The organism is Arthrobacter sp. E1SS-5 (genome assembly GCF_057073715.1).
This window is the reverse complement of record NZ_CP172703.1, coordinates 2,822,616-2,836,177: the sequence shown is the minus strand read 5'-3', so window position 1 is coordinate 2,836,177 and position 13,562 is coordinate 2,822,616. Positions and strand designations below refer to the sequence as shown.

Sequence of the window (13,562 nt, the reverse complement as noted above, 5' to 3'; positions counted from 1 at the left end):
GGGATCATCCGGTGTGTCCGGCGGAAGTCTTTAGAAACTGCCGGAGTCTCCGCCGCCGAAATCGCCGCCGCCAAAGTCTCCACCGCCGAAGCCGCCGGAGTCGCCGCCCCAGCCGCCTCCGCCGTCGCCGCCCCAGCCACCTCCGCCGCCCCAGCCGCCGTGGCCGCCGTTAAGGATGGAGTTGATCAGGATGCCGCCCAGAATGGCGCCGCCCAGTCCGCCGCCGCCTCCGCCGCCGAACATGCCCCCGCGCCCGAACCCCTGGTTCGCGTAGCCGTCGAAGTGCTCGACGTCGGCCTGGGCCAGCTGCGCCGCCTGCGCCGCAAGGGCGTGGGCCTGCTGGGCGTAAGTGAGTGCGGTTACCGGATCGGTCCGCGCGATGGACAGCGCGTAGTCGAGGTTCCGCTGGGACTCCGCCAGGCGTGTGCGCGCCTCGGTTCCCACACCGCCGCGGCGGGCGGTGATGTAGTCGGAGGTGGCGCTGATCTGGGCCTGCGCCGACATGATGGTTTGCTGCAGTGATGCCTGGGCGCGCCGTGCCTGCTCCTGCTGGTTGCGGATGCCGGTCAGGGCCTGGTCCAGGGACTGGTGGGCCGTCTCTACCCGTTGAAGGGTGGCGATGGGGTCGATCTTCCCGCCTTGGATCTCCGTCTTCACCTGCGCCAGGGCCGCTTCCACCGCGGCTACCGGTCCTGCGAGTTCGGCATGCGTGCCGGATTGGATCATGGCCTTTGCCTGGGCCAGGTCCTGGGAGGTGTCCACAACTGCGGCTTCGAGCCCGTTGCGGGCCTCGTCGAGGTTGCCGGCTACCTTGGAGATGGCGTCCAGGAGGACGTTGGTCTGGTGCAGGCTCTCCTCGGCTGCGCGGACGGCCACAGCTGCCATGCTGCTTTCGCCCTCACCGAGCTTTTGCTGCGCGGTTTCGGATGCGTTCTGCACAAAGGCCAGGCGTTCCTTGGCCTGGACGATATTGTCCGAGACCTGCACCAGGGCGCTGTCGGCATACTTGGACCGCATGGCCGCCAGGGACTGTTCGGCGCTGGAGATCTTGGCGTCCGCTTCGCGGGCTCCGGCATTGACGGCCGTGAGGGCCTGTGGAGCGTTCTTCTCCAACTCACGCAGGGAGTCAAAGTCAGCCTTTTGCTCCTGGAGCGATTCCAGGGCGGCCTCGGAGCGGCGGATGATCTCGCCCAGCCAGGTCCGCTGCTGTTCTTCCGTATCCGGAATGTGGTCATCGAGCTGCTGCTGCAGCTTAAAGGACTCCGTCATGTGGGCCTTCGCTTCCGCCAGGGCCTTGGTGAAGTTCCCGACGGCGGCGTCCCCGTACTGCGCCTGGGCGAATCCGAGTTCCTGCTCGCTGGACTTGATGGCGTCATCGGCCTCGATCAGCAGCGAACCGCTCTTGCGGCGAAGTTCCTCAACGCTGAGCGACGCCAGCGGGTCCAGCTCGGCACCCTGGGGTCCATAGCTTCCGCTGGAGGCCGCCTGGCCCGCGGCCTTCTTCCGGCGGTTCCGGTAGTACAGGTAGGCCCCGCCACCGGCCACCACCACGCCTGCGCCCACCAGGACACCGGCGCCGGCTCCGTTCCCGGACGAGACGTTGCCGCTGCCGCCGCCGGCAGCGTCGCCCACGGCGGATGCGGTGTCGATGGCGGCCTGGGCATAGTCCTTTTTGCCGCCGGCGAGATTGGCGACTACCGCGTTCTGGGTGATGTTGCTCCGCTTGGAGTAAATGGCGCTGGCCGAGTTGGGGGAGAAGTAGTACTTACCTTGGTCGGTGGCGATGGCAAGGATGACATCGGCCTTGCCCATGCCCTTTGTCTTTGCCACGGCCTGGCTCCAGGCAGTCGGGTCAGAGGGGTTGTCGAACGACTTCACCGTGACCACGTACAGGTTGTACTTGTGGTCCTTCAGCAGCTTCTGGATGGCATCCTGGACTTCGCCTTTCCGGCTGCCCAGCACGTTGGCGTTGTCAACGATGTTGGTCCCCGAGGGGATGGTGACCGGGTCTTCGGCCCATGCGGCGCGGGCGGGTACCGCCAGCAGCCCGGCAAGGCCGATCACGGCGAGGATACGTTTGAACTTTGACCGCATGTGCAACCCTTCAGCACGCCTGACACCGATTCGGGACGAATCAGTCGTCGAATCCAGCAGCGCCCCCACGCTTGGTGTGAAGCCGCAGGTCGCTGTGGCATTTCATCTTGATTCTATGGTGCACCCCACAGGCAGTCCATGCGACCGAATATGCCTCCAGCGAAACGCCTTGCGGGCAAGGAGCCTTGCTCAAAGCGTTCAGGAAGCTCTCAGCAAACATCCGAGCTTGTTCCAGCGGAACGGTTCATAGTTAATGGCAGACGAGGATGAAAGGAAGTCTCATGACTGAGAATCAAACCCCAGGACCGGTCCCTAAGGACAACGGCGCGCAGAGCCGGAACCCGTGGCACCAGCAGGGCGCGGAACAGCCTGGCGGCCGCCAGTCGGAAACTCAGTATGGGAACGCCGGCGGAGCCGGCACCCCTCAAGGCAACCAGGCCTCCCAAAATAACCCCGGCCCACAGAACAACACGGAGCGGCTGGACCGGCCGCAGGCGGGTGACCACCACACCCAGGAATTGCCGGGCGCACCACGCCCCGTCTACCCGCAGCGGCAGCCTTTTTACGGACAGCCCGCAAACTATGGCCAGCAGCACCAGGACGGCCAGCCTGGATACTACGGCCAGCAGCAGCACCAGAATGGCCAGCCCATGCACGGCACCGGCCACGGCACGCCCAACGGGAGCGTCGGCCTGGCGCCCAACCCCAAGGACGCCCCGCGCCGGAAAGCAACGTTCGGCATCGGCACCCTTGTGGCCAGTATCCTCGCAGCAGGCCTGGTGGGCGGCGGAGTGGCGACGGTTGGCGCGGGCGAGCTCTCCGGACACAACGCCTCCAGCACGTCGACCGTTGGCACCAACAGCCAGCCCGGTACTGTCATCGTCAACAACAAGGACGACGTCAACGCCATTACCGCAGCGGCTGTGAAGGCCTCGCCCAGCGTGGTCACCATCAGCGCCACCAGCGGCAGCTCCGGCGGCACCGGTTCCGGCATTGTCCTTGATGACCAAGGGCACATCCTGACCAACACCCACGTGGTGACCCTGGACGGCCAGACCGCCAATGCCACCCTTGAGATCCGCACCAGCGACGGAAAGGTCCTGCCGGCAAAGCTGGTGGGTACCGACCCCCTGTCCGACCTCGCCGTCATCAAGGTGGACGACACCTCCGGCCTCACCCCTGCCACCCTTGGTGACTCTTCCAAGTTGAACGTGGGGGATACTGCCATCGCCATCGGTTCCCCGCTGGGCCTGACCGGAACCGTCACGGACGGCATCGTGTCCACCCTCAACCGGACCATCAGCGTGGCATCGTCGGCAGCGCCCAAGGGCGGTGACAACAGCCAGGGCGGCGACCAGGGATTCCAGTTCGCACCTCCGGGTGGCGGACAGAGCCAGCAGAACTCCAGTGAGGGTTCCATCGCCATCAACGTGATCCAGACGGACGCGGCCATCAATCCCGGCAACTCCGGCGGCGCCCTGGTGAACAGCAAAGGCGAGATCATCGGCGTGAACGTGGCCATCGCGTCCGCCGGCTCAGGCACCTCCACCTCGCAGAGCGGCAATATCGGCGTCGGGTTCAGCATCCCGATCAACCATGCCAAGCGCGTGGCACAGGAAATCATCGACAGCGGCAAGGCCTCCCACGGGCAGCTCGGCGTCAGCGTCAAGGCCAAGACCACCTCCGGCGCTGCCTCCGAGTTCTCCGTTGGCGCCGACGTAGCCACCGTCGATGCCAATTCCGCAGCGGGCAAGGCCGGCATCAAGGCGGGCGACGTCATCACCAAGTTCAACGACCTCACCATCGGCGAGCCGAACCAGTTGACCGCTGCGGTCCGGGAACAGCCGGCAGGATCCAAGGTGAAGATCACCGTGCAGCGCGGCGGCAGTGAACAGACGTTCGATGTCACGCTGGGCGCGGCAGCCAGCTAAGGCAGGACGGCACTGACCCAGGCCATGACGACGGCGGCGTCCCCACCAAAGGGGGCGCCGCCGTCGTCAGTCCCTGCCCGGGAAGCGGCGCTGAAACAGGCGTTAATGGAAGAGGGCGCGGGGACACGCCGATATGGTTAGCTAGGAGCTACCCGCCTGCCGGGCATTCCGCGGCCAAGCCCACCCGGCTGGCTGTCCACAAGCATGGAAGGCTGCTGTAAACACAGTGGAAGAGACATTGAAGATCGTAGTCCTGGTCAAACATGTACCGGACGCCCAGTTCGACCGCCACCTCAACGGGGCGGGCAACACCGCGGACCGCGACGAAAGCATTCTGTCCGAGCTTGACGAATACGCCCTTGAAGCAGCCCTGCAGCTGGCCGAGGCGCGCGGCGGAAGCAAGGCGGGCAACCAGGTCATTGCCCTCAGCATGGGACCGGCCGGAGCCGTCAACGCAGTCAAGAAGTCACTGCAGATGGGCGCCACCGAAGGCGTGCACCTCACGGACGACGCCTTGGCGGGATCCGACGCCGCGGCCACCTCGCTTGCCCTGGCCGCAGCAGTTCGGCACCTGGGCGACGTGGACCTGGTGATCACGGGCATGGCCTCCACCGACGGCGAGACCTCCCTTGTTCCGGCGCAGCTGGCCGAGCGGCTTGGGCTGCCCCAGGTCACGTTCGCGTCCACGCTCCAGGTGGACGGCGGCCGCCTGACCGCCCGCCGCGACGCCGACACATCGTCTGAAACGGTGGAGTCACCGTTGCCCGCAGTCGTGTCCGTCACGGACCAGATCAACGAACCCCGGTACCCCAACTTCAAGGGCATCATCGCCGCAAAGCGCAAGAGCATCACCACCCTGTCCCTGGCCGATATCGGCGTGCAGCCAGCGCAGGTGGGCTTCGCCGGTTCCTGGACCAGCGTGATCAGCGCGGAGCAGCGGCCGCCCAGGACCGCAGGCACCATCATCACCGACGAGGGCGACGCCGGCATCAAGCTGGTTGACTTCCTGGCCGCCCAGAAGCTGCTCTAAGAGGGACACCGACATGGCAAAAGTACTCGTATTCATCGACAACCCCGGCGCGTCGCTCAAGAAGAGCAGCCTCGAACTGCTGACCCTGGCCCGTTCCCTGGGTGAGAGCACAGTGGCGCTCAACGGCGAACTCTCCGACGGCGTCGCTGCCACCTTCGCCGATTACGGTGTGGGCGGCATCCTGCGCCCGTCGGCCCAGGACCTGGATGACTTCCTGGTGGCACCGAAGGCCGCCTATGTTGCCGCCGCCGCTGAAACCACTGGTGCTGGCATCGTCCTGCTGGACAACTCGCCCGAGGGTAAGGAGATCGCAGCCCGGGTGGGCATCCGGTTGAACGCGGGCGTCATCACCGACGTCGTGGCCGTGGACGCGGACGGCACTGCGCACAAATCGGTGCTGGCCGGTTCCTACAACACCGCCTGCAAGGCCAGCACCCCCGTGTCCGTAGTGACCCTGAAGGCCAACAACGTCACCCCGGAGCCCGCGTCTGCCCCCACAACTCCCGGGACTGCCACGGTGGAGGTTCCCGCGGTAGCCGCAGCGGCCCGCATCACCGAGCGGCAGCAGAAGGTGGCCAGCGGCCGGCCCGACCTCACCGACGCGCGGATCGTGGTGGCCGGCGGACGCGGCATGGACGGCGACTTCGGTCCCGTCGAAGAACTGGCCGATGCCCTTGGAGCAGCTGTCGGCGCCTCCCGCGCCGCCACGGACGCGGGCTGGATCAGCCATGACGCCCAGGTGGGGCAGACCGGCAAGACCGTTTCCCCGCAGCTGTACATTTCCGCGGGCATCTCCGGCGCCATCCAGCAGAAGGCCGGCATGCAGACGTCCAAGGTCATCATTGCGGTCAACAAGGATGCAGAATCCCCGGTCTTCGAGATTGCGGACTTCGGCATCATCGGCGACGTCTTCGATGTCCTGCCGCAGGCCGCCGCTGAGATCAAGAAGCGCAAGGGCTGATTCGTTGACTGCCTCCTCGGCGCAGGCAGGGAGCCCGTTCAACCCGGATACGCACCGGGTTGAGCGGGTGCTCTGTTTTGCGGCCCATCCTGACGACATCGACTTTGGCGCTGCAGGAACCGTCGCCGCCTGGACGGCGGCCGGCGTACAGGTCAGCTACTGCATCATGACCGACGGCGACGCGGGCGGCTTCGACCCGGCCCACCGCGCGGACATCATTGCCATGCGCGACGCCGAACAGCGCCGGGCCGCCAAGCTGGTCGGCGTCACCGACATCCACTACCTCCACCAGCGGGACGGATACCTCGAGCCGTCGCACGAGGTGATGAAGGAGGTGGTGCGCCTGATCCGCCAGATCCGTCCCGACGTCGTCCTTGCCATGCATCCGGAACGGAACTGGGAGCGGATCCAGAAGAGCCACCCCGACCATCTGGCCGTGGGGGAAACGGTGACGCGGGCCGTGTATCCGGCACTCGAAAACCCCTTCGCCTACCCGGAACTGGCCGAAGCCGGGCTCGAGGCCTACAAGCTGCCATGGCTGTGGCTCTACGCGGGGCCCGGGGAACGGGAAAACCACTTCGTGGATATCACGGACCATGTGGACGCCAAGCTGGCCGCAATCCACGTCCATGTCAGCCAGCACCCCGACGTCGCGGCGATGGAGGCCACCGTCCGCCGGGGAATGCAGCACAATGCCGCCAGGGCAGGGCTGCAGGAAGGGCGCAGTGCGGAAGCCTTCCACGTGGTGGCCGTCAACGGGCCTGACACCATCGCAGGTTTCTAGGACGGAAAAGCGCCCCCGGTTCTTCCCATAAAGAACCGGGGGCGCTTTCCTGTTGCCGGGACTCGAACCTCAGGCTCCGAGCGGAGCCGCCGCTACGGTAGGCAGCGTGGGGGCCTTGGACCCGCCGGCCGGCTCGACCGTGATGCCCAGCGACGCGGCAGAATGGATGCCCTGGACCACGGCAGGCTTGGAGAGGGCCTGCTCGTCCATCAGCCCCTGCGACACCGGTGCCGAACCGTCCTTGGGGATCAGCCACATTTGGTAGACCTTGCCCGCAGGGGGAGCGGGTACGCCGCTCATCTTCACTACGGCAGCATCCTCGGATGTTGAAATCAGCAGGGTGGCCTTGCCGCCGCCGGCAACGTTCACGGACGCCTCGCGCAAGTCGCTTGCCCTGGCCACCTGGTTGACGGGATCGTTCTGGTCGGCCATGTAGGCGCCCACGCCCACACCGCCGAGCGCGATGGCCGCTGCTGCCGCAACGCCCACCAGCCAACGCCGGGTGCCGGACGGGCCGCGCCGCTCCTCGCGGCGCTTGCGGGCCTGCGCCAGCTCATCCTGTGTACTGGAGCTGGCAGGGGTGCCCTGCGAAGAAGCCTGCGGCGTGCCTCCGGCCGGCGTCGGTGCGTCGCCTGCTGCCGGTTTATCCTGGCTGGGGAGTTGGGCAGGAAGCTGGGCGACGATCCGTTCGAACAGGTCCGACGGCGGTTCCTCCTCCGCCCGGAAAGTTCGGGCCAGCGTCTCCCGGGACTGCCGGACGCGTGCAAGGAAGGCCAGCCGCTCCGGCTCCGGGGCGGTGGAGATGTACCGGTCGATGGCATCGCGTTCCTGCTCCGTGACCGCGTCAAGGGCGTAGAGCTCGGCGAGGTCCACGGCACGGCCTGCGGCAAGATCCATCGCCACAGTGTCACCGAAGGAACTTGACCGGCCGTTGCGGCCTTCATCCATTCCGCTCATCTCAACTCACCCCCAAACATGTCTTCAATCGGATCAGTCCGTCGCGGATGCGGGACTTGATAGTGGGCACTGCCGCATTCAGCCGTTCGGCCACCTCACGGTAAGTAAGGCCGCCGTAGTAGGCCAGGCGGACGGATTCCTGCTGTGTTTCCGTCAGCGTCCCCAGGCAGCGGACCACAGCTTCCGCTTCCAGCCGGCTGCCCACTTCATCGGAAACGGTGTCGTGGTCGATGTCCTGCGTGCTGGCACCGTACCTGGCTTCCCTGTCCGTGGAGGACTGCGACGAGCGCACCTTGTCCACGGCCCGCCGGTGCGAGATGGTCATCAGCCAGGAGAGCGGGCTGCCTGCCTGCGGATCAAACTTCGCGGCGTTCTGCCAGACCTGGAGGAAGACCTCCTGGGTGGTGTCCTCGCTGAGTTCGGGATCGATCAAGACGCGTCGCGCCATGCCGAAAACCCGCCGGGACGTCAGCTGGTAAAACTCGGCAAACGACGCCTGGTCCCCCCGGGCGATGCCCGCCAGCAGGACCGAGAGGCGTTGGCTAAGGTCAGCAGGTGGGTCAGTCACCGCGGCGGAGCCCTCGGAATTCGGCGCGTTGGGAGTTTCCATTACGTCCAAGCATAAGTCTCCGGGCGGCGAATCCTCAGCAGTGCCGTGCCGGCTGCGGCTGTCCGGCCTGGATCCTGCCTCCAGTAGTGTCACCTGCCGCTCCTTGGTCCTGGTCCGCTCGACTGCCTACAGAAGCTGTTCGGAGCTGGGCAGGGCGCGGATGGGACGGCGGGTAAAGATTTTCCGTGATGCGGAGCGGGATCCTAAAGCCTTGCCCCCGCAAATCCCTGCTGGCGCCAGGCCTCATAGACAGCGATGGAGGCGGCATTGGCCAGGTTGAGGGAACGCAGGGCCGGCAACATGGGCAGCCGCACCGTGGCAGTCACGTGGGCATCGTTCTTCAGTTCCGCCGGCAGCCCGACGGATTCGCGGCCAAACATCAGGACGTCGCCCGGGGCGTAGGCGATGTCCGTGTAGCTGGTGGTGCCGTCAGAGGTGAACGCGTAGACGCGCTCGGGCTGGAGGTGCTGCCAGGCGTCCTCGATGGTCTTGTGCACGGTCACGACGGCGAGGTCGTGGTAGTCCAGCCCGGCCCGGCGCAGCTTGGCGTCGGAAAAGTCGAAGCCAAGAGGTTCCACCAGGTGCAGTTCGGCACCCGTGATGGCGGCGAGGCGGATGGCGTTGCCGGTATTGCCGGGAATCTCTGGTTCATGGAAAAGGATGCGGAACACCTCCCCATCCTAGCCACCACCGTCAGTGCATGCCGCGCAGCAGCCTGGCCAGGACTGCGACGTTCACCGTGTTGGGTGCGGGCCCGGAGGCAAGGAAATCCTTCAGGCCCCGCACCATCCCCGCCGCGTTCACGATCTGGACGGTCTCCAGGGCACCGGCCGGTCGCCGGTGGTGGTCGATCACGGGTTCATGGAGGTTTCCGTCCGGACCGTGCACCACCGTCCATCCGGTGACGTTGAGCTCAGGGAAGATTTCCTGCATGGCCCACACCACTCGCGCCAGCTGCGGAGGCGCCACGGAACGGCCGCCATGGTTGAGCGTCCTGCCGTCCCAGGCGTAGGCGCCCCTGGGCAGGAGCATGGAGTTGACCAGGGCCAGCCGGTAGCCGGCGAGGATCGCATGGTCGATGTGGCTGTTGTCCGCCGGGGATTGCAGTCCGTTGATGAGCCGGGCGGCGGGAATGGCCGGCAGCACCTGCCGGGTCAGCAGCTGCACGGTGCGCATTTCCCGCTGGATCCGGGCCTCAGCACCAAAGACGCCGCGTTTCCGCGGCATCCCGTGAACCTGCTGGCGGGCTTGGGCCAGGGGGATGAGGGGAACGTCGTTTCCTTCGTACGGCGGAACGTAGATCGGCGGATCGCCTGCGGTGTTCCTGCCGTTGCCTGGCCTCCGGACGGTCGCCGACGCCCTGCTTCTGGCGGCCGGGGCATCAAAGTGGGCGCCGTCGTCGGGCGCAGCGCCGCGGACTGGACCGGCGCCGTAGGACCGGTCGTAGGCTTTCCGCCGCTGCGGATCGATCAGGGTCTCGTAGGCAGCAGTCACGCGCCGGAAGGTTGCGGCATCACCGCCGTGGTCCGGATGCGCAACCCGGGCCGCGCGGCGGTAGGCCACCTTGATTTCCTTGTCGGTGGCGGTGACGGCCACGCGAAGGACCTGGTAGTGGGAGCTGCTGCTCTCGGTCAAGCATTCTTCCTTTTCGTCATGCGCGGCTTCCGGTTTTCCGTCGGGGAAAACCGGTGCCCGCCCAGTCTAGCCAGCACTTGAGGCGGCCATGCCGTGACAACGAACGCCGGGTGCTTGCGGGTTCCCGGCGGACCGGAGTCTAGACTCGTGCCTGCGCGGCTGAACGGGGACCCGCGGCCGGAAGGAAACAAACAGGGGTGGAAATGGAAATGCCGACGACGGCTGGGCGGCCCGGCAGGGCACGGCATAGGGGAGTGCCGCTCGCCTTCGCATGCCTCTGCGCTGTGCTCTTGGGCGGCTGCAGCGTAGGTGTTCCGGATCCTTCCGTACCGGCCGCAAAGTCAGACACTCCGGTGCTGGCCACTCCCACCATCACCCCTGGATACGACGCCGCCGCCGTAGCGGCGCGGGACCTGCCCTTCGCTGCCGGCGGGACGCTCGCGCCCGGAGTGCCGGTGGGCATCTCTGATGAGCTGAAAGGCGCGCCGGGCTGGAAGCTCGAAAAGGAAAACGTGGCCGGTGCCAGCCAATACGCAAAGACGGATGGCTGCGTTGTCGCGGCCCGTGTCAGTACAGGCCAGGCTCCGCTGGCGCGGGGCGGGGACAGGGACTCCACCATTGCGCTTTTCCAGTACCTGGACGGCACCATCCAGCCCTCGTATTTGAAGACGGAAACATTGCAGTGGGGCGGCACCCCGGATGCTCCGGGCAAGAACGTCGAAGTGCTGGTGCTGGAGCAGGCGGCCCCGGGCGGACGGTTCACTGCGGTGCTGGCGAGGGTTTTTGGTATGGCGGATTCGTCGGCCTATATATCGGTGTCCTGCCCGGATGCGGCGGCGTTGGCATCAGCGCGCAACGACGTCCGCCGCTACATGCCGCTGCTTCCTCCCGGTGCTTGACGTGGCCAGTTGGCAGGTCGGCCAGCCGGCACAAGGCCGCCGGCGGCTGGAGGGCACAGCTGCCGGCGGATTCTTTGCACGGAACACCCGCTTCCGCGGACAGAACGGGCTACACGGCGGACCGACTGGTCTCCGCTGACAGCCGGTTGAGGGCCAGGGCGCCTACCAGGAGCCCGAAGTCCCGCAGGGCAACGTCGTAGAAGCTTCCCAGCAGCAGCAGGTTGATGATGATTCCAGCCAGCCAGGCGGCCACCAGCAGTGAGCCGTACTTTGGCCGCACCGCCACAACCACGCCAGCGATGATCTCCACCACCCCGACGACATACATGAAGGTCTGGGGAGGCAGCGGCACCACCGCGGTGGCCTGGGGCGCCAGGTAGACGGTCCACTGGGTGAGGATGTTCGTGAACTTGTCCAGGCCGAAAAGGATGGGTGCAACGGTAAAGACGGTGCGCAGCAGCAGGAAGGCCTGCCGTGCCGCCGGCATGGTGGCGAGTGCATGCTGGGTGCGCACTGCCGATGCTGATTTCATGGTGTACTCCTTCTAAAAGTAGGTATCGTAATTTTAGAAAGCTCCTGTTCTATAATCAATAGATCTTGTATTTGGATTTGGAGGCACCATGTACCGACTTCCCTGGGCGGACAGGATCGCCGCAGTCGCTTCACTCACGGATGACAAGAGGTTGCAGCTGTTCGAGCTGGTGGCGGCGTCACGCCGGCCCATGGGGCGGGATGAAGTGGCCGAGGCGGCAGGCATGGCGCGGAGCACCGTTTCCTTCCACCTCGACAGGCTGGTCCAGGATGGACTGCTGGCCGTGGAGTTCCATAAGCCCGCGGGCAGGACGGGGCCAGGGTCGGGACGTCCGGCCAAGATGTACCGGCCGGTGGGCGGTGAAGTGGGAGCCTCCGTGCCGGACCGGAACTATGACCTTGCCGGCGAACTGATGGCGGCTGCCATCGAGTCTTCGCAGGCCGAAGGCGGGCCAGTGGGGGAGTCACTGCGCCACATCGCGTTCCGGAAGGGCCGGGAGCTCGCAGAAGCGGCCGGCGGGCTGGAGGATTTCCTGTCGGAAGCGGGCTACCAGCCACAGCCTGATGGTGAGGGCGGCTACCTGCTGCCCAACTGCCCCTTCCATAGGCTTTCGCGGGCCCACGCAACAGTGGTGTGCGACATGAACGGTGCCTTCCTGCGGGGGGCGGCGGTTGGCTGCGGCAGTCCCGAGGACCGGGTTGCCGGGGCCTCCGGACCCGGTCATTGCTGTGCCCGGATCAAGGGCGCCGGCTAACGGCGCCCCCCGGAGCCGGGGCGCGGGACGATAGAATTGGAGGATGCCCGCCTACCTCGATCATGCCGCCACCACGCCGCTTTCCGGTGCCGCGCTCGCCGCCTTGACCCGGGAACTCGCGCGGACCGGCAACCCCTCATCGCTGCATGGGTCCGGCCGGCGTGCCCGCCGCGCCGTGGAGGATGCGCGGGAGGCCATTGCCGCGGCGGCGGGAGCCCACCCCTCGGAGGTGATCTTCACCTCGGGAGGCACCGAGTCGGACAATCTCGCGGTGAAGGGCATGTACTGGTCCCGGGTGGCAGAAGACCCCCGACGGCGGCGCATCCTTTGTTCCGCCGTCGAACACCACGCGGTCCTTGACACCGTGGAATGGCTTGAGCGCCACGAAGGCGCCCAGGTGACCTGGCTGCCGGTGGACGGCGAAGGGGTGCTGGACCTCAACGCGATCGAAACTGAACTTGCGCGCGACCCGGGCAGCGTGGCGCTGGTGACCGTCATGTGGGCCAACAATGAGGTGGGCACCATCCAGCCGGTCCGGCACATCGTTGAACTGGCCCATGGTGCGGGCGTCCCGGTGCATTCCGATGCAGTCCAGGCGTTCGGCTCGGTGCCGGTGCACTTCAAGGATTCCGGCCTGGACGCCATGTCCATCTCCGGGCACAAAATCGGGGGTCCCGTCGGGGTGGGGGCACTCCTGCTGGGACGGGCGGTGAAATTGACGCCCGTGCAGCATGGCGGCGGGCAGGAACGCGACGTCCGCTCCGGCACCCTGGACACCGCTTCCATTGCTGCCTTCGCTGCAGCCGCGGAAGCTGTCACGGCAGCGCTTCCCACGGAGTCGGCACGGATCGCCGCGCTGCGGGACAGGCTGATCGACGGCGTCCGTGAACGGGTGCCGGAAGCAGTCCTTCGCGGTGCGCCCGGCGGCGGCCGGCTTCCCGGCAACGCCCATTTCACGTTTCCCGGCTGCGAAGGGGACTCGCTGCTGTTCCTGCTTGACCTGGCGGGCATCGAATCGTCCACCGGGTCGGCGTGCACGGCCGGCGTGCCCCGGCCCTCCCACGTGCTGCTGGCCATGGGGCTGGACGAGGAAACGGCGCGCGGAGCCCAGCGCTTCAGCCTGGGGCACGCTTCCACCGAAGCCGACGTCGACGCCCTGCTTGCGGCTCTGCCTGAAGCTTATGCCCGTGCGCGCCAGGCGGGCATGGCTGGGCATGAGTCCTCGATCCAGACCGCAGGGACCGTGGCACGGCAGGTGCCGGGCGGGGCGTGACCTTCACCCATACTTTTTCCGGCCGATTTGCCTGCAGCCGTAGAATGGATAGTCGAAGATCGTTTCCGCCGCCGCTGCGGCCGATTCATTGCGGCCCCGGAG

At 66.7% G+C, this 13,562-nt stretch carries 13 protein-coding genes; 7 read left to right on the top strand and 6 right to left on the bottom strand.

The genetic code is table 11. The features are described 5' to 3' along the window. Positions 1 to 30: 30 nt before the first annotated feature. Complete coding sequence (locus ACIGJD_RS13135) at positions 31 to 2,094, bottom strand: TPM domain-containing protein (protein ID WP_483686564.1); 2,064 nt, start codon at positions 2,092 to 2,094, stop codon at positions 31 to 33. Between the two features lie 281 nt (positions 2,095 to 2,375). On the opposite strand from ACIGJD_RS13135, the gene ACIGJD_RS13130 reads away from it, so the two are divergent. The 4 genes from ACIGJD_RS13130 to ACIGJD_RS13115 all read left to right on the top strand — a co-directional run bounded on the left by ACIGJD_RS13130 (position 2,376) and on the right by ACIGJD_RS13115 (position 6,800). Continuing rightward, a complete protein-coding gene (locus ACIGJD_RS13130) occupies positions 2,376 to 4,025 on the top strand; it encodes a S1C family serine protease (protein ID WP_483686563.1) in 1,650 nt (549 codons plus the stop codon). A 238-nt stretch (positions 4,026 to 4,263) separates the two neighbouring features. Further along, the gene (locus ACIGJD_RS13125) at positions 4,264 to 5,055 is read left to right on the top strand and encodes an electron transfer flavoprotein subunit beta/FixA family protein (protein WP_483686562.1); all 792 of its coding nucleotides are present in this window, start codon (positions 4,264 to 4,266) and stop codon (positions 5,053 to 5,055) included. A gap of 13 nt (positions 5,056 to 5,068) precedes the next feature. Next, on the top strand, positions 5,069 to 6,016 hold the full coding sequence (locus ACIGJD_RS13120) for an electron transfer flavoprotein subunit alpha/FixB family protein (RefSeq protein ID WP_483686561.1): 948 nt from the start codon (positions 5,069 to 5,071) through the stop codon (positions 6,014 to 6,016). A gap of 4 nt (positions 6,017 to 6,020) precedes the next feature. Further along, a complete protein-coding gene (locus ACIGJD_RS13115) occupies positions 6,021 to 6,800 on the top strand; it encodes a PIG-L deacetylase family protein (protein WP_483686560.1) in 780 nt (259 codons plus the stop codon). Between the two features lie 69 nt (positions 6,801 to 6,869). Here the strand turns inward: ACIGJD_RS13115 and ACIGJD_RS13110 are convergent, their stop codons facing one another. The 4 genes from ACIGJD_RS13110 to ACIGJD_RS13095 all read right to left on the bottom strand — a co-directional run bounded on the left by ACIGJD_RS13110 (position 6,870) and on the right by ACIGJD_RS13095 (position 10,002). Next, complete coding sequence (locus ACIGJD_RS13110) at positions 6,870 to 7,748, bottom strand: anti-sigma factor (protein ID WP_483689496.1); 879 nt, start codon at positions 7,746 to 7,748, stop codon at positions 6,870 to 6,872. A gap of 10 nt (positions 7,749 to 7,758) precedes the next feature. After that, positions 7,759 to 8,367, bottom strand: coding sequence for a sigma-70 family RNA polymerase sigma factor (locus ACIGJD_RS13105; protein WP_483686559.1), 609 nt, complete (start codon positions 8,365 to 8,367; stop codon positions 7,759 to 7,761). Positions 8,368 to 8,570: 203 nt separating this feature from the next. Beyond that, positions 8,571 to 9,038: a tRNA (cytidine(34)-2'-O)-methyltransferase gene (locus tag ACIGJD_RS13100; RefSeq protein WP_483686558.1), complete on the bottom strand. Its 468-nt coding sequence runs from the start codon at positions 9,036 to 9,038 to the stop codon at positions 8,571 to 8,573. A 22-nt stretch (positions 9,039 to 9,060) separates the two neighbouring features. Then, complete coding sequence (locus ACIGJD_RS13095) at positions 9,061 to 10,002, bottom strand: J domain-containing protein (protein ID WP_483686557.1); 942 nt, start codon at positions 10,000 to 10,002, stop codon at positions 9,061 to 9,063. Between the two features lie 353 nt (positions 10,003 to 10,355). On the opposite strand from ACIGJD_RS13095, the gene ACIGJD_RS13090 reads away from it, so the two are divergent. Then, complete coding sequence (locus ACIGJD_RS13090; protein WP_483686556.1) at positions 10,356 to 10,901, top strand: hypothetical protein; 546 nt, start codon at positions 10,356 to 10,358, stop codon at positions 10,899 to 10,901. 109 nt (positions 10,902 to 11,010) lie between these two features. Here the strand turns inward: ACIGJD_RS13090 and ACIGJD_RS13085 are convergent, their stop codons facing one another. Continuing rightward, positions 11,011 to 11,433, bottom strand: a complete 423-nt coding sequence (locus ACIGJD_RS13085) for a hypothetical protein (RefSeq protein ID WP_483686555.1) — start codon at positions 11,431 to 11,433, stop codon at positions 11,011 to 11,013. A gap of 88 nt (positions 11,434 to 11,521) precedes the next feature. Here ACIGJD_RS13085 and ACIGJD_RS13080 point away from each other — a divergent pair, with 88 nt between their 5' ends. Further along, positions 11,522 to 12,187 (top strand): helix-turn-helix transcriptional regulator, encoded by a 666-nt coding sequence (locus ACIGJD_RS13080; protein WP_483686554.1) that lies wholly within the window; start codon positions 11,522 to 11,524, stop codon positions 12,185 to 12,187. 43 nt (positions 12,188 to 12,230) lie between these two features. After that, positions 12,231 to 13,460, top strand: a complete 1,230-nt coding sequence (locus ACIGJD_RS13075; protein WP_483686553.1) for a cysteine desulfurase family protein — start codon at positions 12,231 to 12,233, stop codon at positions 13,458 to 13,460. Positions 13,461 to 13,562: the final 102 nt, after the last annotated feature.